Here is a 21244-nt window from a genome sequence, read left to right as displayed (position 1 = left end):
GCGGGTTCTAGCTCCCATTGCCTTCGTCGCGCCAGCCGCCGAGCTCGAAGGCGAGCTCGCGCTCGACCGCCTTGAGGGCCCGGGGCGTGCCGACATGGTACCAGGCGCCCTCGTGGCGCAGGCCGAACAGGCGCCCGGCCTCGGCCGCCTTGTCCCAGAGGCGGTTGAGCGAGAAGGCCCCCTGCGGCGCGCCTTCGAAGAGCCGCGGGTGCAGCACGTGCAGGCCGGCATAGACGAAGGGCGCCGGCTTGCGCTCCGGCCGGCGGGTCAGGCGCCCGTCGGGCGCCATGCGGAAGTCGCCGAGACCGTCATAGCCGAAGGCGCCGCTGCCCGGCTGCAGCAGCAGCAGGGCGTCCATCCGCTCCGGGTCCCAGGCGGCGGCCAGGCGCTGCAGCGCCGGCTTCGGCCCGTCGAGCCAGACGACGTCGCCGTTGGCGACGAAGAAGGCGGACTCGCCGAGCAGCGGCAGGGCGCGCAGCGTGCCGCCGCCGGTGTCGAGCAGGCTCTCCTCCTCGGAGAACAGGATGTGCGGGCGCGGGCGGCCCTGCAGGTGCGCGCGCAGCTGGTCGCCGAGATAGTGCAGGTTGACCACCGCCTCCTCGACTCCGGCCTCGGCCAGGCGGTCGAGCAGCTGGTCGATCATCGCCACGCCGCGGACCGGGATCAGCGGCTTCGGCCGCTCATCGGTGAGCGGCCGCATGCGCTCGCCGCGGCCGGCCGCCAGCACCATCGCCCGGGTGATCGTCCTGGCCTCGCCGGCCCTGCCGTTCCTGCTCACGCCAGCCTGTCCCTGCTGCCCGTCCACGCTGTCCATCCGTGTCGCCCGTTCGCGCCGCCGCTCGCGCCTCGTCTATGCCGCCTGCTCCGGGGCCGGGACGCGGCGCAGCTCGGGCGGCAGGTGCCGCTCGAACCAGGCGGCGACCGGCGCCAGCTCGGGATGGCTCAGCTCCTCCTCCAGCCAGCGCCAGAGGCGCGGCAGGTGGGCGAGATAGCGCGGCTTGCCGTCGCGCCGGCAGAGCCGGGTGAAGATGCCGATGATCTTGCTGCTGCGCTGGGCGCCGAGCACCCAGTAGGCCGCCTGCAGCGCCGCGCCGTCGAGCTCAGGCAGCGCGGCCCGGTAGTGCGCCAGCAGCTCGGCCGCCAGCCCCTGGTCGACGTCGCGCCGGGCGTCGCGCAGCAGCGAGACCAGATCGTAGGCCGGCGATCCGATCAGGGCGTCCTGGAAGTCGAGCAGGCCGCAGGCGGCGACGCCCTCGCGACCCTTCAGCACCATCAGGTTGTCGACGTGGAAGTCGCGCAGCACCAGGGTCGCGGGCAGGCGCTCGACGACCGGCAGCACGGCGCGCCAGGCCTCGCGGTAGTCCGCCAGCGCCGCCGGATCGGTCGAGTGGCCGGTCACCGCGGGCAGGTACCAGCCGGTCAGCAGCTCGGCCTCGGCCAGGTAGGTGGCCTCGTCGTAGCGCCCGATGCCAGCGCCGAGCTCCGGCCGCCAGGCGCGCTGCAGCGCGACCAGCGTGTCGACGGCGAGGCGGTAGAGCGGCGCCTCGGCGCGGCCGGCCGCGAGCGCCCGGGTGAAGGTCTCGTCGCCCAGGTCCTCGAGCAGCACGAAGCCCTGCTCGCTGTCGTCGGCCAGGATCCGCGGCGCGGACAGGCCGAGGCCGGTCAGGATGCGCGCGAGCCGCACGAAGGTCGCCGGCTTCTCGTGCTCCGGCGGCGCGTCCATCAGCACCGCCCGGCCCTGCCTGCCGACCAGGCGGTCGTAGCGCCGGAACGAGGCGTCGGCAGCCAGCACGCCGCGCTCGGCCTCGCCCCAGCCGGCCTCGGCCAGGAAGCGCTGCAGCGCCGCCTCGCGGGCGCTCACCCGGCCAGCTCCGTCAGGCGCCCGGCCCAGGCCCCGTGCGGCTCCAGGGTCACCCGCCGGCCCGCGCCGGCGTGGGCGAAGCGCAGCACCAGCCGCTCCTCGGGCAGCAGGCCGCCGGCGCGGGACGGCCACTCGATCAGGCTGGCGCCGGCGACCAGCGCCTCCTCCAGGCCGAGCTCCCAGATCTCGCCGGGCCGCTCCAGGCGGTAGAGGTCGAAGTGCCAGACCTCCAGCCCGTCGCGCGGGTAGGTCTGGACCAGGGTGAAGGTCGGGCTCGGGACCTCCTCGCGCGGTCCCGGCAGGGCGTTGATCAGGGCGCGCGCGAAGGCGGTCTTGCCGGCGCCCAGCTCGCCCTCCAGGCAGACCAGGTCGCCCGGCCGCAGCAGCGGCGCCAGGCGCGCGGCCAGGGCCGCCGTCGCCGCCTCGTCGGGCAGCGCCAGGACCATCGGATCGGAAGCGGGGGCGGGGTCGGGCATCGCGGGTGGCGCTGGACGGTCGGACAGCCGGACGGCGGAGGTCATGGAAGGCGGTTCTACACGGGCCGGCCGCGCCCGGGCAACGCCGCCCTGGCGGATCGCGCCACCAGGGCCGCCGGCTGCCTTGCCAAGGCGCCGCCGGCCGGCCATCTTGGCCGCGCACCCCGGCCTCCAGAATCTGCCTTTCCAGGGTTGAGATGACCGAGACACCCCCTCGCACCGACGTCGCCGTGATCGGCGCCGGCCCGGTCGGCCTCTTCGCCGTCTTCGAGTGCGGCATGCTGCAGCTGCGCTGCCACGTCTTCGACGCGCTTGACGCCGCCGGCGGGCAGTGCACCGCGCTCTATCCCGAGAAGCCGATCTACGACATCCCCGGCTACCCGAAGATCCAGGCCGCCGAGCTGGTCGAACGGCTGTTCGAGCAGGCCGCCCCCTTCGAGCCGGCCTACCATCTGGGCGAGCGGGTCGAGCGGCTGGAGGCCTGCAGCCTGGATGGAGCAGACGGCTGGCGCCTGACCTCCTCGAAGGGCACGGTCGTCGAGGCGCGCGCGGTGATCGTCGCCGCCGGGGTCGGGGCCTTCGGCCCGAACCGGCCGCCGCTCGCCGGCATCGAGGCCTACGAGGGCCGGGGCGAGGGCCGCGGCGTGCACTACTTCGTCACCCGGCCGGAGGGCTTCCGCGGCAAGCGCGTCGTCATCGCCGGCGGGGGCGACTCGGCGCTCGACTGGGCGATCATCCTGGCCGAGCTGGCCGACAGGCTCTACGTGGTGCACCGCCGGGAGCGGTTCCGCGGCGCGCCCGAATCGGTCGCCCGGCTGCACGCCCTGGCCGAGGCCGGCAGGATCGAGCTGGTCGTGCCCTTCCAGCTCGACTCGCTGCAGGGCCGTGACGGCGCGCTGGAGGCCGTGGTGGTGCGCGACCTCGACGGCGGGCAGCGGACCCTCGAGGCCGACGTGCTGCTGCCCTTCTTCGGCCTGTCGATGAACCTCGGGCCGATCGCCGAGTGGGGCCTCAACCTCGACCATCACCTGATCGTCGCCGACCCGGCGAGCGGCGCCACCGACAAGCCAGGCATCTACGCGATCGGCGACATCGCGACCTATCCGAACAAGCTGAAGCTGATCCTCTGCGGCTTCTCCGAGGCGGCGATGGCGGCCCATGCGATCCGCAGGCGCCTGCACCCGGACGAGGAGCTGCACTGGGAGTACTCGACGACCCGGGGCGTGCCGGGAGGCTGAGCCGCCATGACGCTCAACATCGGCATCGTCGCCTGCTCGGCCGAGGGGGCCGCGCTCTGCTACCGGACGATCTGCGTCGAGGGGGCCGCGCTGCTCGGCGCCCACGCCCATCCCGAGGTCTCGCTGCACGGCCATTCGCTGGCCGACTACGTCGCCTGCCTGGAGCGCGACGATCTCGACGGCGTCGGCGCGCTGATGCTGTCCTCGGCGGAGAAGCTGGCGAAGGCCGGCGCCGACTTCCTGGTCTGCCCCGACAACACGATCCATCAGGCCCTGCCCCGGATCGAACCGCGCTCGCCGCTGCCCTGGCTGCATATCGCCGATGTCGTCGCCGCCGAGGCCGTGGCGCGCGGCTACCGGCGGCTCGGCATCACCGGCACGCGCTGGCTGGTCGAGAGCGCGGTCTATCCGGAGAAGCTGGCGGCGCGGGGCCTCGCCTGGCTGCGCCCGGAGGAGTCCGAGCGCGCCGAGATCGACCGCATCATCATGGACGAGCTGGTGCAGGGCCGGTTCCGGCCGGAGGCGCGGGCCTATCTGCGGCAGGTGATCGGGCGCCTCGAGGAGGCCGGCTGCGACGCCGTCGTGCTCGGCTGCACCGAGCTGCCGCTGATCGTCGACGACGGCAGCGCGCCGCTGCCGACTCTCGATTCGACGCGCCTGCTGGCGCGGGCGGCGCTGCGGCGAGCCGTCGAGGGGGCCTGAGCCGCCGGCTACTGGCCGGCCAGGCGCTCCGGCTCGCGGGCGACCTGGGGCTTGGCCGGCAGGTGGCAGATCACCTTGGTGCCGAGGTCGACGGCCGACTCCATCTCGATCCAGCCGCCGTGCAGCTCGATCAGGCTCTTGACCAGCGACAGCCCGAGGCCGGCGCCGGGCTGGCGGCCGCGCGAGCCGCTGTAGTCGACGCGCTCGAACTTGCCGAACACCCGGGCCTGGTCCTGCAGCGGGATGCCGATGCCGGTGTCGCTGACCGAGATCCTGACCTCGCCCTCGACCCGCTCGGCGCTGAGCGTGATGGTGCCGCCCTCGGGCGTGAACTTGAAGGCGTTGGACAGCAGGTTGAACAGTGCCTGGGTCATGCGCCGCTCGTCGCACTCCAGGGCGCCGATGTTCTCCGGGCAGTCGAGCACGAGGTCGAGGCCGCGCGCCCGGGCCCGCTCGCGCCAGAGGTTCTGGGCGGCGACCAGCAGGGCATGCAGGTCGACCGGGCTCTGGTCGAGCCTCAGGTAGCCGGCCTCGATCGAGGCGAGGTCCAGGATGTCGTTGATCAGGCCGATCAGGCGCTGCGAGGACTCGACGATCGCCTGGCTGTAGTCGAGCTGCCGCTCGTTGAGCTCGCCGAAGTACTGCTTCTGCAGGATCTCGGCGAAGCCGACGATGGCGTTGAGCGGGGTCCTCAGCTCGTAGGAGATGTTGGCCAGGAACTCGCTCTTCAGGCGGTCGGTCGTCTCCAGGGCGTCGTTGCGGTCGCGCAGCGCGCGCTCGACCATGGTCGAGTCGGTGACGTCGAGGAAGGTGTAGAGGCAGGCGCCGTCGGGCAGCGGCACCTGGGCGAAGTCGATGACCGAGCCGTCGGCGCGCTCGCGCCGTCCGGTGCGCGGCTCGGGCTCGGTGACCCGGCCGACCAGCCGCTCCAGGTATTCCGGCCAGCGCGCCTCGGAGATGTCGTAGAGGTCGCGCGCCGCCAGCACCAGCTCGCGGACGTGCGGCTCGCGGGCCAGCAGCTCGTCGGGCAGGTTCCAGATCCGCTGGAAGGCCGGGTTCGACAGCTTGAGGCGCCCGTCGCCGCCATAGACGGCGACGCCCTCGTAGAGATTGTCGAGCGTCGCGCGCTGGACCTCGAGCAGGGTGTTGTAGGTGCGCTCCAGCTTCAGGGTGTCGGTGACGTCCTCGTAGGTCACCAGCACGCCGCCGAAGGGATGGGGATGCACCGAGACGCGCACCGTCGTGCCGTCCGGCAGGTGCTCCAGCTCCTCGAAGGGCTCGATCAGGGTCTGCAGGCGGCGCAGGTACTGGCGCCGGAACTCGGTGAAGTCGACCTGCTCGGGCAGGCGGCGCTGCTCGCGCAGCCGGTCGAGCACCTCGCCCATGTGCGGTTCGCCGGACAGGAAGGCCTCGTCGAGCTTCCAGAGCCTCAGGTAGGCGGTGTTGTGGAAGCGGACGTGCAGGTCGCCGCCCAGGATCGCGATGCCGACGCCGAGCTTCTCCAGGACCTCGCGCTCGGCCGCGACGTGGCGCGCCAGCTCGCCCTTCATCTCCTCCCAGTCGGTGAGGTCGCGCGCCGTCGCGAGCAGGCCGCCGGCCTCGAGCCGACTCTGGCTGACCTCGAGCAGGCGGCGCTCGCCGTCGATCACGGCATGGAAGCGGGCATGGCTGGTCCCGCCCTCGGCCAGGACGCGCTTGCCGAGCCGCAGGGACTCGCTGAGGTCGCCGCCTTCGAACAGCTCCGCGCTGGCGCCGTTGATGGCCGCGGCGTCGCGCTCGGCGCCGACGGCCCGGCGGTAGGCGCGGTTCGAATAGGTGACGCGCATCGTCTCGTCGCGCGCCCAGATCGGCTGGGGCAGGGCGTCGAGCAGGGCGGCGAGGCGCGAGGCTTCGGCCGCCTGGCGATCGCGCTCGGCGGACAGGGCCTCGTTGCCGGCCTCGCGCTCGGCCGACTCGCGGCCGGCCGCGGCCAGCGCGGCCCCGCTCTCGGCAAGGCGGCGCTCCAGCTCCCCGCTCCGTTCGCCCAGTGCCCGCAACCGGCCGCGCAGCAGCAGGGCGACGGCGAGCAGCACGCAGGCCAGCAGGGCGAGCGCGACAATGACCGGCAGCCCGTCCATCACGTCCCCTGGCCCGCGAGGGCCCGAGCTCCGGGGCGCCTCGCCGTGCCGTGCCTCTGGTGGCCGCTCCGCCTCATGTCCCCAAACACGCCATGGCAGAGGGGGAACGGTAGATAGATCCGTCCGCGTCGGCAAGCGGACGGCCGCCCGGAGGGTTCCGGGCGGCCGTCCGGCCGTCGTCGGGCAGGCCCGGGGTCAGTAGCGGTACTGATCCGTCTTGAAGGGGCCGGCGGTCGGCACGCCGATGTAGTCGGCCTGGTCCTTGGTCAGCTTGCTCAGCTCGGCGCCGAGCTTGGCCAGGTGCAGGGCCGCGACCTTCTCGTCGAGGTGCTTGGGCAGCACGTAGACCTGCTTGTCGTACTGGTTGTTGTTGTTCCAGAGCTCCATCTGCGCCAGCACCTGGTTGGTGAAGGAGGCGCTCATGACGAAGCTCGGGTGGCCCATCGCGTTGCCCAGGTTCACCAGCCGGCCCTCGGACAGCAGGATCATCTTCTTGCCGTCCGGGAACTCGATCTGGTCGACCTGCGGCTTGATGTTGGTCCACTTGAAGTTGCGCAGCCCCTCGACCTGGATCTCGTTGTCGAAGTGGCCGATGTTGCAGACGATCGCCCGGTCCTTCATGGCGCGCATGTGGTCGACCGTGATGATGTCGCGGTTGCCGGTCGCGGTGACGAAGATGTCGGCGCGCGGCGCCGCCGTCTCCATGGAGACCACCTCGTAGCCCTCCATCGCGGCCTGCAGGGCGCAGATCGGGTCGATCTCGCTGACCATCACCCGGCAGCCGGCGCGGCGCAGCGACTCCGCCGAGCCCTTGCCGACGTCGCCGAAGCCCGCGACCATCGCGATCTTGCCGGCCATCATGACGTCGGTCGCGCGGCGGATGCCGTCGACCAGCGACTCGCGGCAGCCGTACTTGTTGTCGAACTTCGACTTGGTGACCGAGTCGTTGACGTTGATCGCCGGGCACTCCAGCGTGCCCTTGCGCGCCATGTCGTAGAGCCGCAGCACGCCGGTCGTGGTCTCCTCGGAGATGCCGCGCACCTGCGCCATGACCTCCTTGTACTCCGGCTTGTGCATGATCGCGGTCAGGTCGCCGCCGTCGTCCAGGATCATGTTCGGGCGCCAGCCGTCCGGGCCCTCGATGGTCTGGACGATGCACCACTCGTACTCCTCCTCGGTCATGCCCTTCCAGGCGAAGACCGGGATGCCGGCCGCGGCGATCGCGGCGGCGGCGTGGTCCTGGGTCGAGAAGATGTTGCAGGACGACCAGCGGATCTCGGCGCCGAGCGCGACCAGCGTCTCGATCAGCACCGCGGTCTGGATCGTCATGTGCAGGCAGCCGGTGATTCGCGCGCCCTTCAGGGGCTGCTTCTCGCCGAACTCCTCGCGCAGGGCCATCAGGCCGGGCATTTCGGTTTCGGCGATCTCGATCTCCATCCGCCCCCAGTTGGCGAGGGAGATGTCCTTGACCTTGTAGTCGGTGAACTCGGCCATACGTCGGGTCCGTCCTGTCGGCTGTTGTTGCGGCTGCGGAGCGGGGCTGGACATAGCAGCCGCCCCGGCCGGTAGCAAGGGTCCGGTCCGGTACGCGCGCCGGCTATTCGGCGGCGCAGACGGCCGCGTCGGGACGGTAGTCGAGGTCGGAGAGCGAGCCGATCGAGGGCCGGGCGCCGCACAGCGGGCAGTCCGGGTCGGCCTTCGCCCGGATCGTCCGGAAGCCGGCCTCCAGGGCGTCGTAGAGCAGCAGCCGCCCGGCCAGGGAGCGGCCGATGCCGAGCAGCTCCTTGACCGCCTCGACCGCCTGCAGGGCGCCCATGGTGCCGGCCAGCGCCCCGAGCACGCCGACGTCGGCGCAGGACTGCTTGGGATCCTCCGGCTGCTCGCCGAACAGGCAGCGGTAGCAGGGGTTCTCGGCGCCGTCGGACCCGTGGCCCCGGTGCGAGCGCAGGGTCGTCAGCTGGCCGTCGAAGCGCATGATCGCCGCCGTGACCAGGCTGCGCCCGGCCAGGTGGCAGGCGTCGTTGGCGAGGTAGCGGGTCGCGAAGTTGTCCGAGCCGTCGCAGACCAGGTCGTAGGCCGAGACCAGGGCCAGGGCGTTGGCGGCGGTCAGCCGCGTGCGGTGCTCCTCGACCCGGACGTCGGGATTGATCGCCTTCAGGCGCCGCGCCGCCGAGGCGACCTTGGGCGCGCCGATCTCGGCCTCGCCGTGGATCACCTGGCGCTGCAGGTTGGAGAGGTCGACCGCGTCGTCGTCGACGACGCCCAGCGTGCCGACCCCGGCCGCCGCGAGATAGAGCAGCAGCGGCGAGCCGAGCCCGCCGGCGCCGATCACCAGCACCCGGCTGTCGAGCAGCTTCGCCTGGCCGGCCTCACCGATCTCCGGCAGCACCAGATGCCGCGCGTAGCGCTCGAGCTCGCCGTCGCTGAAGTCGCGCTCCTCGTCCATGAGGGACAATGTGCCCCCTCGCGGCCTCGATTGCCAGGGGGCGGGCGCGGCGTCAGCCCGGGTATTCCCAGGGCTTCGGATTGGCGGTGAGGAACTGCGCCAATGCCTCGACGGCCTGCTGGGGCAGCGGCTGCTTCTCCTGCCGCGCCGTCATCAGCGGCACCGAGAGCCTGTCGACTTCGGCGAGCCAGTCGGAGATGGCCATCAGCTGATCCTGATCATAGCCCCAGGCGCTCACATCGTTCCGCTGCTGGATGATCTTGCCGGTGATCTCCTGCCAGGCCTCCGGCAGGATGTGCGGGTAGTTGGTCGCGATCAGCACCGCCAGGGCGGTCTGGTCCATGCCGTTGTAGTCGGCGGCGGCATGCTGTTGGAGCCAGGTGATCGCCGGGGTGACCTTGTCGAGCGGAGCCAGGGAGTCCGTCGCAGCCTTCTGCACGAGAGCATAGTCGGCCGCGGGCAGGAGAAAGGTCGAGACCGCGCTGCTGACGGTGCCCATCCAGCTCTGCGCGCGCGCCATCCAGGCGACGAAGAAGTCCGCGTCGAGCGGTGCCGCCTCGCCGAGCGCCTGGTTCATCTCTCCGCGGCGTTGCTCGTACATCTCTCGGTAGGCGTTGCGGGCCGCCGGGGAGAGTGCCAGCAGCAGCAGCGAGGCGCTCTGCCTCAGAGCCCGCGCGCGGGTCTGCTGCTCCCCGAGGACGCCGGTATCCTGCTGGACGGCGGCGACCGCCTCCCGGTAGTTCGCTTCGGCGACCTGGAAGCCGGTCATGGTCGAGACCTGGTTCCTGAAGTCCGCGCCGGTCGCCGCTTCGATCCCGCTGCGCAGCGCGGCGAGCTGGTCCGCGGTCGCCACCGCCTTCTGGCGCAGCGCCTTGGGCAGGTTCGACATTGCCTCGCCGAGCTGCTGCGCGATCTCCTTCCTGGTGAACTGCTCGACCGGCACCGCCTTGTCGCGTAGCGCGAAGACCGCCGCGCCGACCACCTCCAGGCCCCGGAAGCGGTCGGTCTCGTAGAGCTCGTAGGTGGGCTGGTTCCTCTGCAGCAGGTCGACGGCCTGGGTGACGTTGCCGACGAACGCCTGCCCCTGATCGTCCCAGGCCATGCGGGTCGCCAAGCCGAGAACGGTGCCGGTCGGCGGGCCGAAGCGCTGGTTGACGTCGTAGAGCGGCACCAGGGAATCGAGGACCGGCTTCTGCAGGACCTTCGCCGGCCCGATCCGCGTGATCGCGTTGCCGATCTTCTCGGTCAGCGTCGGATCCTGGCCGATGGCATAGACGATGAAGCGCGCCTTGAAGGTCAGCGCCGGGCCCGTCAGCCGCACGAAGATGGCCGGATCGAGACGGCGCAGCGCGACGCCCTGGGCGTCGGGGGAAACGCCGAAGGACCAGTAGGTCTGGCCGTCCTGCGTGACGTCGGGCAGCGTGACGTCGTAGACCTTCTGGCCGTCGCCGTCGGTGCCGGACTCTGCGATCGTCAACCCGATCTGCCTCGCCCTGTCGTCCTGGAAGTTGACGATGTTCCGGTGCGCCTCGTCCCGGAGCGCCCCGAAGTTCGGGTCATAGTGCTCCGTCGCCAGCCAGGCCGGCTTGCTGCCCGGCCGACCCGAGATCAGCCATTTCAGCTTGGCCTGCTTCTGCAGGGCGGTGACGGCGGCATCGACCCCCGCATTGGGGCCGATCACCGCGACGGTCTGGCCTGCGAGCTCCGGACTGGGCTGGCCGACCGAGCCGAAGCGCCGCATGAAGCCGTCCAGGTCCATGACCTGGTCGTCCGCGGTGTAGGAGATCGTGCCGGCCTGGGAGTCGACGAGCCCGGCGGCGAAGCCGGGCACGCGATGCGGTCCGGCGCCGCCGCCGAAGACCACTCTCATCGCCCTGATCCGCTTCGGGTTGGTGGTGTCGCCGGCGCCCGCGTCCTTGTAGCCGATCTCGTAGACGCACAGCCTTGCCCCCTGGGCCAGGTCGAGGGCCGGGGCCGGGCCTCCGCCGGTGTACTTGACACCGCGCTGGATCGGCGCGCCGGCCGCCTCCCTGACCGGAGTGACCGAGACGACCAGGAAGGGGACGCTGCCGTCGAGCGCCACCTGGCTGACCGCGTCCTTGCCGAAGGCGGTCTTCAGGCCGGTCGGCTCGCCGCCCGGCCAGACGATCGGCTGGTTGTCTCCCAGCCCGTCCCGCGCCGCCTCGAAGACCGACGCGTTGCTGGCCAGGAAATCCGCGCGCTTCGTGGCCTCCTGCGTCACCGCCAGACGCTCGGCGAAGCGCGGGTCGACGAGGAACTGGGCGTGGTTGACGATGCCGTCGCCACGCAGCTGCTGGTCCCAGGCGTCCGGCCCGCCCAGGATCGCGATGCGCTGTGCCCAGGAAAGGTCGGCCATCAGCAGGTAGGTCGCGATGCTGTAGCCCCTGCCGATCAGCACCAGGTCGTAGTCGGTGTCGGTGCCGCCGGGGTTCGGGTCGAAGGCCATGGTCTTCCCTCCTCACGCGTCCGATTCGGCCGGGCCGAGCGTCTCGAGCCAGGACTCGAAGCGCTCCAGCGCCGTCTCGTCGAGCTCGGCCGGCGTCTCCGGTTCCGGGCCGGGAGCCGGCGCCGGAGCAGGGGACGGTGCGGGAGCCGGTGCGGGAGCCGGGGCGGGCGCGGGGGCCGGCGCAGGGGCTGGAGCGGGGGCTGGAGCAGGGGCTGGAGCAGGGGCTGGAGCGGGGGCGGGCGCGGGAGCGGGAGCGGGAGCCGGTGCGGGGGCCGGGGCCGGTGCGGGCGCCGGCGCCTGCCAGGCCGCCTCGATCCTTCGGAACTCGGCAGCCAGGCTGTCGATCGTGCGGTCGAGGCTGCCGGCGAAGACGCTGTCGGCTTCGCGCTGGCGGCCGGCGGCAGCGATCATGTCGCCGGCGTTGCCGATCGCCTGGCTGGCCCGCGCCCTCTCGCGCGTCTCGACCGAGTCGAGCGTGCCCTTGACCAGCCCGAGGCTGCTGCGGACCAGACTCAGCTGCGCGTCGAGGGTCTGGGTCAGGGCGGCCCGGCTCGGATAGGTGCCGCCGGCGGCCTCCGCGGCCGAGACGACGGTCGCCGTGAGCGAAGCCAGGGCGCTGGCGATGCTCTGGCTGTCGGCGGCCGTGCGGAACGGCTTGCCGCCGACCGTCACCGCCCCGCTCGCCGTCGCCAGCGCCTTGCCGTCGTTCTCGAGCAGCGTCCGGTAGGTCGCCGCCAGCGTGCTGTCGCCGTTCGCCATGGCCCGGGTCCCGCCTCGTCGCGCCTGAGGAGGAGACGCGTCGGGCGGCGGTGGCGTGACGCGGAAGGGGCGGCGGCTAGGCCGGCTTGATCTCGATGAACCTGCCCGCCAGATGCGTATCGGAGCTGCGTCTCGGCAGGTGGTTGACGGACAGCAGGGCGTCCGCGCCCGTGAGGGCGTTCTCGATCTTCGTATCGCTCAGCCATTTGTTGAGGAGACCGAGCTTGGCGGGGTCCAGCTCATCGAAGGCCGCCGGGGCTTTGGATTGGGCACCCAGCGGCCAGGCTTTCAGCTTGTCCAGGGCCGCAGTGCCCTCGTTGTTGTCGACGACGCCGTCCAATGTCGCCTTCGCCTGAGGGCCCGTCATGGCGGCGAAGGTGTTGAAGACGCTCGAGAAGACCTCCGGGTAGGAGGGGCCACCCATCTGCGCGGCCGAGGCGAAGAGGCGCGGCACGAGCTTGACCCACCAGCTGGCCGGGAAAGCCTTCATCTGCCCGTTCGCCTCGAACAGAGCCTTGAGCTCCCGCACGTCCACGGCCTGCTTGTTGCTGTCGTAGCAAAGCAGCCGGTACGAACCTTCTTCGTACCCGAGAATCACGATCCAGTGCTGCGCATCCGTGTTGGCCTTCGGCATGCCGTCGTCCGGATCGACTGCGATCGGGAAGACCAGGACGGAGCCGAGATCGATCGCCGCCTTCAAGCGTCCGAAGAGGGTCTGGGCGTCTTTGCCGCTGCTCACGAGCCAGGTCTCGAAGAGTTCCTTCGACGACCCCGCTTTCAAGCGCTCGTTCAGTTTCTCGGCCAGCTCGAGCATGTCCTCCGTCGCGAAGATCTCCCCGACATAGCTCATCTTGTTGCCGGGGAAGGCGGCGCTGTCGGCGTCCTTGGCCAGCTGGCGGATCGAGACGCCCGGCTTCTGCAGTTTGCGCGGTGGCGTTGCGTCGAGGATGCCGAGGAAGGTCACCGCATTGTGGAGGGCGTAGATGCCGCAGGTCGGCCCCAGCTGCTGCAGGGGAACGCCCGCCTGATTGGCGATCGTGAAGGTCATGCCCATGACACTCGCCTGCTTGGTCACCCGCACCTCCTTTTCCGCTCGCCGGACACGCGGTCGTCCTGCGTCACGGCGCCCAGACCAGGAGGTCGTCCTCGGCGGCCTCGACCTCCTGGAAGGCGTCGTAGAGGTCGTCGCTGGGCGTGGACTCGACGGCGCCGAGGTCGCTCTCGAACCTGGCGACCAGCCCCCGGAGGCCTTCCAGGAAGGTCGCGTCGGCCTGCGCCTGGCGCCTGGCCGCGGCGAGCAGGTCGGCAGCGTTGCCGAGCGCCTGGCTGGCCCGCTTCTTCTCGCGCGCCTCGACGGCGGTGACCGCGGCCTCGACGAGACCGAGGGCGCTGCCGACCAAGGCGCTCTCGTCGGCGGCCGTCGCCCTGCAGCCGGCCACCGCGTCGGCCGCCGCGACGACCGTCCCGGTCGGCGACTGGAGCGCGCCGGCCACGGTCTGCGCGTCCGCGGCATTGCGGAACGGCTTGCCGCCGATCGTCACGCTGCTGCCGGCGAGCGCCAGCGCCTTGCCGGCGTCGGCGAGGAGCTGGCGATAGGTGCGCGCGAGCGCGCTGTCCTCCTGGGCCATGGAACGCGTCCCCCTGCCGCGGCCTCGACGGCGGCGGCTCGGCATCAGGACGCGTTGTCGAAAACGGCTGTGAAGCCGCGGCGGCAGCCGGCCCCCTCAGCCCGCCTCGGCGGCCTGTCGCTCGTCGAGGCCGTCGCTGGAGGCCCGGCGGCAGAGGTCGGCGACGGTGATCGCGTCGAAGCGGCTCATCATCTCGTTCTGCATCTCGCGCCAGATCGGCCGGACGATGCGCTGGCCGAGCTCGGAGCCGACCGGATCGGCGATCGGGTCGGGCGTGCCCTCGAGCTCGCGCACGATGCGGATGATGTCGCCCAGGCGGATCCTCTCGCCGTCGCGGGCCAGGCGGTAGCCGCCGCGCGGCCCCCGCTGGCCGGTCAGGATGTCGTGGTGCACCAGCTGCTGCAGCACCTGCTCGAGGTAGCGGCGCGGGATGCCCTGGCGCTTGCAGATGTCGGTCGAGCGGACCGGCTCGGATTCGCTGTAGTAGGCGATGTCGACGACCGCCTCGATGGCGAACAGCAGCTTCTTCGACAGCCGGAGCATTCGGGTCTCCCCCGACTCAGCCGCTTCCGTCGGGCGAATGGCCGGTGCTTGTGGCGCCGACGCCGGTCGAGCCGAAGCCGCCGGTGCCGCGCGCTGTTTCCTCCAGCCGATCGGCCGGCCGCCACGCGGCCTGCAGGTAGGGCGCGACGACGAGCTGGGCGATCCGCTCGCCACGCCGTAGCACGAAGGGATCGCGTCCGTGATTGATCAAGATCACCTTGATCTCGCCGCGGTAGTCCGCGTCGATCGTGCCCGGGCTGTTGAGCAGGGTGATGGCGTGACGCAACGCCAGTCCCGAGCGCGGCCTGACCTGGGCCTCGGTGCCGGGCGGCAGGGCGATCGCGAAGCCGGTCGGCACCGCCGCCCAGGCGCCGGGCTCGAGGGTCAGCGGTGCCTCGACCGCGGCCGGCAGGTCGAGCCCGGCCGAGAGCTCGGTGGCGTAGGCCGGCAGGGCCAGGCCCTCGCCGTGCGGCAGCCGCTGGATCGCGACCTCGACCGAGCCGACGGGCCCCCGATGGGTCACGGACGAGGGGCCGTCGGTCATGTCGCTTTGTCTCCCAGGGATTCGGCGATGCGGCGGGCGAGGCGCCGGGCGACCTCGGTCTTGGACAGCACCGGCCAGCTCTCGACGGCCTGCGGGTCGTCGCTGCCGCCGATCAGATGGATCCGGTTGCTGTCGCCGCCGAAGGTGCCGGTGGGCGCCGAGACGTCGTTGGCCAGGATCCAGTCGCAGCCCTTGCGCGCCCGCTTGGCGATCGCCTGCTCGACGAGCCGCTCGGTCTCGGCGGCGAAGCCGACGACCAGCCGCGGGCGCTGCGGGCCGGGCTTCGACAGCGTCGCCAGGATGTCGGGGTTCTCGGCCAGCTCGAGGCGCGGCGGCCCGCCGCCGTCCTTCTTCAGCTTCTGGCCGGCGACGCCGGCGACGCGCCAGTCGGCGACGGCGGCGGCGCAGACCGCGACCTCGACCGGCAGCGCGGCCCGGCAGGCGGCCAGCATCTCCTCGGCCGACTCGACCCGGACGACGCGCGGGCCGGGCGGATCGGCCAGGGCGACCGGCCCGGTCACCAGGGTCGTCTCCGCACCGAGCGCGGCCAGCGCGGCGGCGATCGCGTGGCCCTGCTTGCCCGAGGAGTGGTTCGAGAGATAGCGGACCGGATCGATCGGCTCGCGGGTCGGGCCGCTGGTGACCAGTGCGCGCCGCCCGGCCAGCGGGCGGTCTGCGGCCGCCGCGAAGCAGGCCTCGACGGCGGCGAGGATCTCGGCCGGCTCGGCCATCCGGCCGAAGCCGTACTCGTTGCAGGCCATGGCGCCCTCGTTGGGCCCGACGGTCGCGACGCCGCGCGCCTGCAGCAGGGCGAGGTTGTCGCGCGTCGCCGGGTGCTGCCACATGCGCACGTTCATCGCCGGCGCCGCCAGCACCGGCTTGTCGGTGGCCAGCAGCGCGGTGGTCGCCAGATCGTCGCAGAGGCCGTGGGCCATGCGCGCCAGGATGTCGGCGGTGGCCGGCGCCACGACCAGCAGGTCGGCGTCGCGGCTGAGCTGGATGTGGCCCATCTCGGACTCGTCGGTCAGCGAGAACAGTTCGCCGTAGACCTTGTCCTCGGTCAGCGCCGAGAGCGACAGGGGCGTGACGAACTGCGCGCCGGCACGGGTCAGGATGCAGCGCACCGCGGCACCGCGCTCGCGCAGGCGCCGGATCAGCTCCAGGCACTTGTACGCGGCGATGCCGCCGGCGACGATCAGCAGGATGCGCTTGCCGGCCAGAGGGGACGGCGTCTGCGTGGCTCGGGTGTCCGTCAAGCGGTCGTCTCGCGTGTGGTCGGGCGTTATTTCACTCTATTAACTGGTAAATAGTCCCAAGCGGGCCCGGCGGCAAGCCGCTCCGCTATCGGACCAGCGCTACGGCGGCCAGGGCCAGGGCGGCGCCGGCCAGCGCGCAGGCGGCGAGCGCCAGGCGCGCCGTGCTGCGCCGGCGGTCGAGCGCCGCCAGCACCTCGGGGTGCAGCTTGATCCCCTCGTCGGCGACCTGGCGGGCCGCGGTCTCGAGCTGGCGCAGCAGGTCGGGCAGGCGCTGCAGGCCCTGGACCAGGGTCTCGGCGCCTTCGCGCACGCGCGCCTCGGGCCCGCGGTTGACCCGCACCCATTCGGCGATCAGCGGCTCGGCGAGCAGCCAGATGTTGAGGCTCGGGTCGAGCTGCCGGCTGACCCCCTCGGCCATCAGCATGTTCTTCTGCAGCAGCACGAGCTGCGGCTGCACCGGCATCGAGAAGGATTCGGTCAGGCTCAGCAGCTGGCCGAGCAGCCGGGCGAAGGAGATGCGCTGCAGCGGCCGGCCGAAGATCGGCTCGCAGACCGAGCGCAGGGCCTGGGCGAACAGCTCCTCGGACTGGCCGGGGGGCAGGAAGCCGGCGTCGACGTGGACCTGGGCGAGCCGGCGGTAGTCGCGCGCCAGGGTCGCCAGCAGCATGTCGGCGAGGAAGTAGCGGGTCGTGCGGTCGAGCCGCCCCATGATGCCGAAGTCGACGGCGGCGATCGCCCCGCTCTCGGTGACCATCATGTTGCCGGGGTGCTGGTCGCCGTGGAAGAAGCCGTCGCGGAACACCTGGTTGAAGAAGATCGTCGCCGCGACCTCCAGGATGCGCGGGATGTCCTGGCCGGCGGCGAGCAGGGCGGCGCGGTCGTCCAGCGGGATGCCGGAGACGCGGCTCATGGTCAGCACGCGCCGGCCGGTGCGCTCCCAGTCGACCTCCGGCACGACGTAGCTGTCGTCGCCGGCGAAGTTGCTGGCCAGCTCCGAGGCGGCCGCCGCCTCGAGCCTGAGGTCCATCTCGCAGCGCACGGTCTCGGCGAAGAGGTCGACCAGCTCGACCGGCTTGAGGCGGCGCAGGCGCGGCTGGGCGCGCTCGGCCAGGCGGGCCAGCCAGTAGAACAGGTTGAGGTCGCGCTCGAAGGCGCGCTCGATGCCGGGGCGCAGCACCTTGACCGCGACGGCGCGCGGCTCGGCCTGGCCGTCCGCCAGGTCCTCGTCGCCCGCCGGGCGGGTCAGCGCGAAATGCACCTGGGCGATCGAGGCGGCCGACACCGGCTTCGGGTCGAAGGCCAGGAAGACGGCGTCGAGCGGCCGGCCGAGCTCGCGCTCGATCGCGCGGCGGGCCGCCTCGGTCGGGAAGGGCGGCAGGCGGTCGTGGAGCTGCGCCAGGTCGGCGGCCATGGCCTCGCCGATCAGGTCGGCGCGGGTCGCCAGGAACTGCCCGAGCTTGATGAAGGAGGGGCCGAGCGCGACCAGCGCCCGGGCCAGCTTCTCGCCGGGCCGGCCCGGCACGCCGTGCGGGCCGAGCCGGCGCAGGAAGGCGACCAGGGTCGGGAAGACCTGCAGGTCCTCGACCGCCGCCAGGGCGTCGTGGCGCGCCAGCACCCGGGCGATCCCGAGAAGCCGGAACGGCAGGGCGGCGCTGCGCCAGATCTGCGGCAGGGTCACGGGACCGTTCGCTCTGTTGTTCAGATGCGCCAGGCGGAATGCAGGGCCGCGATGCCGCCCGACAGGTTGGCATAGCGGACCTGCTCCAGGCCGGCGGCGCGGATCCGCTCGACCAGCTCGTCCTGGGGCGGGAAGCGGCGGATCGATTCCACCAGATAGACGTAGGATTCGCGGTCGCGCGCCACGACGCCGCCCAGCCGCGGCAGCACGTTGTCCGACCAGAGGTCGTAGGCGCGGTCGAGGACCGGCAGCACGACCCGGCTGAACTCCAGGCAGAGGAAGCGGCCGCCCGGCTTGAGCACGCGCCGGGCCTCGGCCAGCGCCCGGTCGATGTGGGTCACGTTCCTGAGCCCGAAGGCGATGGTGTAGGCATCGAAGGTGCCGTCCGGCAGCGGCAGCGCCTCGGCATCGCCGCAGACCCAGTCGAGGCCGCCGAGGCGCCCGGAGTCGACGGCGCGGTCGCGGCCGACCTGCAGCATGTCCTCGGTCAGGTCGAGCACGGTCACACTCGCCGCGCCGCCGGTGCGGTCCAGGATCCGGAAGGCGATGTCCCCGGTTCCGCCGGCGACGTCCAGGAAGGCCTCGCCGGCGCGCGGGCGCAGCCGGTCGAGCATGGCGTCCTTCCACAGCCGGTGGATGCCGAGCGACATCAGGTCGTTCATCAGGTCGTAGCGGCCGGCCACCGAGCGGAACACGTCGCGCACCAGTCCCGGCTTGTCGCGGGCGTCGACCTCGCGCTCGCCGAAGGCGACGCGCTCGGCGCCGGCCTCCCTCTCGGCCTTTCCGTCGGAGGGCCCCGCCGTGCCGGTTCCGCCGCGCCGCGGCCGCTGCTCTGCCTTTGCCTTCGTCATGGCGCGGGACGATAGCGCTTGCCCCCTGCTTCGGCTAGCGTGCCGCTCGGCCGGCGCGCCCGCTGCCGGCCGAGCTGCCCGACGGACCTTCCGATGCCCGAGCTGCCCGAAGTCGAAACCGTGTGCCGCGGCCTGAGGCCGGTGCTGGAAGGACGGCGCCTGCGCCGCGTCGAGCAGCGCCGCCCGGACCTGCGCTTTCCCCTGCCGCCGCGCTTCGTCGAGCGCCTGACCGGCCAGCGCCTGACCCGGATCGACCGCCGCGCCAAGTTCATCCTGGCCCAGCTCGAGGGCGGCGAGACGCTGATCTGCCATCTCGGCATGTCGGGCCGCATGCTGCTGGTCGACGACCCGTCGCTGCCGCTCGAGAAGCACGACCACGTCGTGCTCGAGACCGAGGAGGGCCGGCAGGTCCGCTTCAACGACGCCCGGCGCTTCGGCTTCATGGACCTCTGGCCGACCGAGGGGCTGGCCCAGCACCCGATGCTGGCGCCGCTCGGGCCCGAGCCGCTGTCCAACGCCTTCAACGGCCCGGCCCTGGCCGCCGCCCTGGCCGGCCGGATGAGCCCGATCAAGGCGGCGCTGCTCGACCAGCGGGTCGTCGCCGGGCTCGGCAACATCTACGTCTCCGAGGCGCTGTTCCACGCCGGCCTGTCGCCCAGGCGTCTCGCCGCGACGGTGCAGGGCGGGCGGGCCGAGCGCCTGGCCGCGGCGGTGCGCGACGTCCTGACGCGGGCGATCGCCGCCGGCGGCAGCTCGCTGCGCGACTACGTCCAGACCTCGGGCGAGCTCGGCTATTTCCAGCACGCCTGGGCGGTCTACGGCCGCGAGGGCGAGGCCTGTCCGGGCTGCGACTGCGAGCCTGCGCGGAGCGGCGGGATCCGGCGGCTGGTGCAGTCGAACCGCTCGACTTTCTACTGTCCCCGCCGCCAGCGCTAAGCTATCTCTGCCAGTCATGTCGAGCCAGCCGCCCCGCCACTCGCCAGGTCCGGGCCATCGCCTGCGGCGCGGCGCGGTCGTCCTGTCCGCGGCGCTCGCCCTCTCGACGCTCGGTCTCGGTCCGGCGCCGGCGCAGACGGCCACCGCGACCCAGGGGGCCGGCCAGGGTGCCGGCCAGGGTGCCGGGAGCGCCGCGGCCAAGGCCGACCAGCCGCGCTTCTTCGAGGAGCTCGACGACCTGCCGCTGATGGCCGGGCTGCAGGAGATGGAGGAGGCCAACGTCGCCTTCGACAAGCCGGCCGGGCGCATCGGCGAGGTCTACGCCGAGGGCAAGGTGCCGGCCGACAAGGTCCGCGCCTTCTACGGCGAGACCCTGCCGCAGTTCGGCTGGCAGAAGGTCTCCGAGCACCGCTACGAGCGCGACGGCGAGCGGCTGGAGATCGAGGTGAGCGAGGCCAAGGGCGTCACGACGCTGCGCATCTCGCTGTCGCCCATCGACTGATTGCTGGAAGGACGGAGCGACCGGCGCCGCGATCGCGGCGGGCGGCCGCCCGCGAAACCGAGGGAGAGGAAGCCGGATGGCATTCGAGGATATTCTGGTCGAGCGCAAGGGCGCCGTGGGCGTCGTCACCCTGAACCGGCCGAAGGCGCTGAACGCGCTGTGCACGCCCTTGATCGACGAGCTCGGCCAGGCGCTGGCCGAGCTGGAGGCCGACGAGGCGATCCGCTGCATCGTGCTGACCGGCTCGGAGAAGGCCTTCGCCGCCGGCGCCGACATCAAGGAGATGAAGGAGAAGTCCTACGCCGACGTGCTCGACGAGGACTTCATCACCGGCGACTGGGAGGTCGTGGCGCACTGCCGCAAGCCGACCATCGCGGCGGTCGCCGGCTTCGCGCTCGGCGGCGGCTGCGAGGTCGCCATGATGTGCGACATGATCCTGGCGGCCGAGACCGCGCGGTTCGGCCAGCCGGAGATCAAGCTGGGCACGATCCCGGGCGCCGGCGGCACTCAGCGCCTGACCCGCTCGGTCGGCAAGTCGCTGGCCATGTACCTCTGCCTGAGCGGCGACATGATCGACGCCGAGACCGCCCTGCGCGCCGGCCTGGTCGCCAAGGTGCTGCCGGCCGAGGGCTTCCTCGACGAGGTCATGAAGGTCGCCGAGACGATCGCCTCCTACTCCCTGCCGGTGCTGCGGACCTGCAAGGAGGCGGTCAACCGGGCCTACGAGACGACCCTGGCCGAGGGCGTGCTGTTCGAGCGGCGCACCTTCCACGGCACCTTCGCCCTGGAGGACCGCAAGGAGGGCATGGAGGCCTTCGCCGAGAAGCGCAAGCCGAACTTCAAGCACCGCTGAACGGGCGCGCGCCGCGCCGGGGCCCGGCCGATCGCTCCGGGCCCCGCGCGACGCTTGACGGGGCAGGGGCGCATCGCTATAAGGCGCGCCTCCTGCTGAATGGACCGATGGACTAGGACAAGATGGCGAACCATAAGTCCGCCGAGAAGCGCATTCGTCGCAACACCCGGCGCGCCGACATCAACGGGATGCGCCGCTCGCGCATCCGCACCTTCCTCAAGAAGGTCGAGCTGGCGATCGCCGGCGGCGACAAGACAACCGCGCAGGACGCCTTCAAGGTCGCCCAGCCCGAGCTGCATCGCGGCGTGAGCAAGGGCGTCGTGCACCGCAACACCGCGGCGCGCAAGCTGTCGCGGCTGTCCTCGCGCATCAAGGCCATGGCCTGAG

General features: G+C 72.3%; 21 protein-coding genes. 6 read left to right on the top strand and 15 right to left on the bottom strand.

The annotated features are described in order from the left end of the window. Positions 1-7: 7 nt before the first annotated feature. From B9O00_RS03240 to tsaE, 3 genes are all read right to left on the bottom strand, one after another. Positions 8-778, bottom strand: coding sequence for a nucleotidyltransferase family protein (locus tag B9O00_RS03240; RefSeq protein WP_322111161.1), 771 nt, complete (start codon positions 776-778; stop codon positions 8-10). A gap of 72 nt (positions 779-850) precedes the next feature. Beyond that, positions 851-1861, bottom strand: coding sequence for an aminoglycoside phosphotransferase family protein (locus tag B9O00_RS03235; RefSeq protein WP_085120967.1), 1011 nt, complete (start codon positions 1859-1861; stop codon positions 851-853). Further along, entirely contained in the window at positions 1858-2337 is a 480-nt protein-coding gene (gene tsaE, locus B9O00_RS03230; protein WP_437123419.1) for a tRNA (adenosine(37)-N6)-threonylcarbamoyltransferase complex ATPase subunit type 1 TsaE, read from the bottom strand. The genes B9O00_RS03235 and tsaE overlap by 4 nt, the downstream gene beginning before the upstream one ends. Positions 2338-2534: 197 nt before the next feature. Between tsaE and B9O00_RS03225 the strand changes: the two genes are divergently transcribed. Continuing rightward, positions 2535-3575: an NAD(P)/FAD-dependent oxidoreductase gene (locus B9O00_RS03225; protein ID WP_085120965.1), complete on the top strand. Its 1041-nt coding sequence runs from the start codon at positions 2535-2537 to the stop codon at positions 3573-3575. Positions 3576-3581: 6 nt separating this feature from the next. Continuing rightward, positions 3582-4277, top strand: a complete 696-nt coding sequence (locus B9O00_RS03220; RefSeq protein ID WP_085120964.1) for an aspartate/glutamate racemase family protein — start codon at positions 3582-3584, stop codon at positions 4275-4277. An 8-nt stretch (positions 4278-4285) separates the two neighbouring features. Here the strand turns inward: B9O00_RS03220 and B9O00_RS03215 are convergent, their stop codons facing one another. From B9O00_RS03215 to B9O00_RS03160, 12 genes are all read right to left on the bottom strand, one after another. Further along, positions 4286-6394 (bottom strand): sensor histidine kinase, encoded by a 2109-nt coding sequence (locus B9O00_RS03215; RefSeq protein ID WP_085120963.1) that lies wholly within the window; start codon positions 6392-6394, stop codon positions 4286-4288. Positions 6395-6589: 195 nt separating this feature from the next. Next, on the bottom strand, positions 6590-7888 hold the full coding sequence (ahcY, locus tag B9O00_RS03210) for an adenosylhomocysteinase (RefSeq protein ID WP_085120962.1): 1299 nt from the start codon (positions 7886-7888) through the stop codon (positions 6590-6592). A gap of 103 nt (positions 7889-7991) precedes the next feature. After that, entirely contained in the window at positions 7992-8840 is an 849-nt protein-coding gene (locus B9O00_RS03205; RefSeq protein WP_085120961.1) for a HesA/MoeB/ThiF family protein, read from the bottom strand. A gap of 52 nt (positions 8841-8892) precedes the next feature. Beyond that, a complete protein-coding gene (locus tag B9O00_RS03200; protein ID WP_085120960.1) occupies positions 8893-11307 on the bottom strand; it encodes a hypothetical protein in 2415 nt (804 codons plus the stop codon). Positions 11308-11319: 12 nt separating this feature from the next. Beyond that, the gene (locus B9O00_RS32950) at positions 11320-12066 is read right to left on the bottom strand and encodes a lipoprotein Hlp (RefSeq protein ID WP_159460076.1); all 747 of its coding nucleotides are present in this window, start codon (positions 12064-12066) and stop codon (positions 11320-11322) included. Positions 12067-12142: 76 nt separating this feature from the next. Next, positions 12143-13141, bottom strand: a complete 999-nt coding sequence (locus B9O00_RS03190) for a hypothetical protein (RefSeq protein ID WP_143596129.1) — start codon at positions 13139-13141, stop codon at positions 12143-12145. A 43-nt stretch (positions 13142-13184) separates the two neighbouring features. Then, positions 13185-13694, bottom strand: coding sequence for a hypothetical protein (locus B9O00_RS03185; RefSeq protein WP_085120958.1), 510 nt, complete (start codon positions 13692-13694; stop codon positions 13185-13187). 96 nt (positions 13695-13790) lie between these two features. Further along, positions 13791-14237: an RrF2 family transcriptional regulator gene (locus B9O00_RS03180; RefSeq protein WP_085120957.1), complete on the bottom strand. Its 447-nt coding sequence runs from the start codon at positions 14235-14237 to the stop codon at positions 13791-13793. A 16-nt stretch (positions 14238-14253) separates the two neighbouring features. Beyond that, a complete protein-coding gene (gene dut, locus B9O00_RS03175; RefSeq protein WP_085120956.1) occupies positions 14254-14781 on the bottom strand; it encodes a dUTP diphosphatase in 528 nt (175 codons plus the stop codon). Next, on the bottom strand, positions 14778-16037 hold the full coding sequence (gene coaBC, locus B9O00_RS03170; RefSeq protein ID WP_085120955.1) for a bifunctional phosphopantothenoylcysteine decarboxylase/phosphopantothenate--cysteine ligase CoaBC: 1260 nt from the start codon (positions 16035-16037) through the stop codon (positions 14778-14780). Before coaBC ends, dut begins: the two co-directional genes overlap by 4 nt. A gap of 85 nt (positions 16038-16122) precedes the next feature. Beyond that, the gene (gene ubiB / locus B9O00_RS03165; RefSeq protein WP_218822771.1) at positions 16123-17715 is read right to left on the bottom strand and encodes a 2-polyprenylphenol 6-hydroxylase; all 1593 of its coding nucleotides are present in this window, start codon (positions 17713-17715) and stop codon (positions 16123-16125) included. A gap of 20 nt (positions 17716-17735) precedes the next feature. Continuing rightward, on the bottom strand, positions 17736-18566 hold the full coding sequence (locus tag B9O00_RS03160; protein WP_085120954.1) for a class I SAM-dependent methyltransferase: 831 nt from the start codon (positions 18564-18566) through the stop codon (positions 17736-17738). Positions 18567-18659: 93 nt separating this feature from the next. Between B9O00_RS03160 and mutM the strand changes: the two genes are divergently transcribed. From mutM to rpsT, 4 genes are all read left to right on the top strand, one after another. After that, positions 18660-19502: a bifunctional DNA-formamidopyrimidine glycosylase/DNA-(apurinic or apyrimidinic site) lyase gene (mutM, locus tag B9O00_RS03155; RefSeq protein ID WP_085120953.1), complete on the top strand. Its 843-nt coding sequence runs from the start codon at positions 18660-18662 to the stop codon at positions 19500-19502. A 16-nt stretch (positions 19503-19518) separates the two neighbouring features. Then, complete coding sequence (locus B9O00_RS03150) at positions 19519-20004, top strand: hypothetical protein (protein ID WP_085120952.1); 486 nt, start codon at positions 19519-19521, stop codon at positions 20002-20004. Between the two features lie 76 nt (positions 20005-20080). Continuing rightward, on the top strand, positions 20081-20857 hold the full coding sequence (locus tag B9O00_RS03145) for an enoyl-CoA hydratase (protein WP_085120951.1): 777 nt from the start codon (positions 20081-20083) through the stop codon (positions 20855-20857). A 122-nt stretch (positions 20858-20979) separates the two neighbouring features. Next, positions 20980-21243 (top strand): 30S ribosomal protein S20, encoded by a 264-nt coding sequence (rpsT, locus tag B9O00_RS03140; protein WP_085120950.1) that lies wholly within the window; start codon positions 20980-20982, stop codon positions 21241-21243. The last annotated feature ends 1 nt before the right edge of the window (position 21244 follow it).

Origin of the sequence: Tistlia consotensis USBA 355 (genome assembly GCF_900177295.1) — a bacterium.
Taxonomy (GTDB): Bacteria; Pseudomonadota; Alphaproteobacteria; order Kiloniellales; family DSM-21159; genus Tistlia; species Tistlia consotensis.
Note: the sequence above shows the minus strand (reverse complement) of the source record. Positions and strands in the feature narration are given on the sequence as shown.

Coding starts and splice junctions, on each gene's coding strand:
- ahcY (WP_085120962.1), bottom strand. CDS start 7,888: ATGGCCGAGTTCACCGACTACAAGGTCAAGGACATCTCCCTCGCCAAC.
- B9O00_RS03200 (WP_085120960.1), bottom strand. CDS start 11,307: ATGGCCTTCGACCCGAACCCCGGCGGCACCGACACCGACTACGACCTG.
- B9O00_RS03185 (WP_085120958.1), bottom strand. CDS start 13,694: ATGGCCCAGGAGGACAGCGCGCTCGCGCGCACCTATCGCCAGCTCCTC.
- rpsT (WP_085120950.1), top strand. CDS start 20,980: ATGGCGAACCATAAGTCCGCCGAGAAGCGCATTCGTCGCAACACCCGG.
- B9O00_RS32950 (WP_159460076.1), bottom strand. CDS start 12,066: ATGGCGAACGGCGACAGCACGCTGGCGGCGACCTACCGGACGCTGCTC.
- B9O00_RS03180 (WP_085120957.1), bottom strand. CDS start 14,237: ATGCTCCGGCTGTCGAAGAAGCTGCTGTTCGCCATCGAGGCGGTCGTC.
- tsaE (WP_437123419.1), bottom strand. CDS start 2,337: ATGCCCGACCCCGCCCCCGCTTCCGATCCGATGGTCCTGGCGCTGCCC.
- B9O00_RS03215 (WP_085120963.1), bottom strand. CDS start 6,394: ATGGACGGGCTGCCGGTCATTGTCGCGCTCGCCCTGCTGGCCTGCGTG.
- dut (WP_085120956.1), bottom strand. CDS start 14,781: ATGACCGACGGCCCCTCGTCCGTGACCCATCGGGGGCCCGTCGGCTCG.
- B9O00_RS03150 (WP_085120952.1), top strand. CDS start 19,519: ATGTCGAGCCAGCCGCCCCGCCACTCGCCAGGTCCGGGCCATCGCCTG.
- B9O00_RS03220 (WP_085120964.1), top strand. CDS start 3,582: ATGACGCTCAACATCGGCATCGTCGCCTGCTCGGCCGAGGGGGCCGCG.
- B9O00_RS03145 (WP_085120951.1), top strand. CDS start 20,081: ATGGCATTCGAGGATATTCTGGTCGAGCGCAAGGGCGCCGTGGGCGTC.
- B9O00_RS03160 (WP_085120954.1), bottom strand. CDS start 18,566: ATGACGAAGGCAAAGGCAGAGCAGCGGCCGCGGCGCGGCGGAACCGGC.
- mutM (WP_085120953.1), top strand. CDS start 18,660: ATGCCCGAGCTGCCCGAAGTCGAAACCGTGTGCCGCGGCCTGAGGCCG.
- B9O00_RS03205 (WP_085120961.1), bottom strand. CDS start 8,840: ATGGACGAGGAGCGCGACTTCAGCGACGGCGAGCTCGAGCGCTACGCG.
- B9O00_RS03225 (WP_085120965.1), top strand. CDS start 2,535: ATGACCGAGACACCCCCTCGCACCGACGTCGCCGTGATCGGCGCCGGC.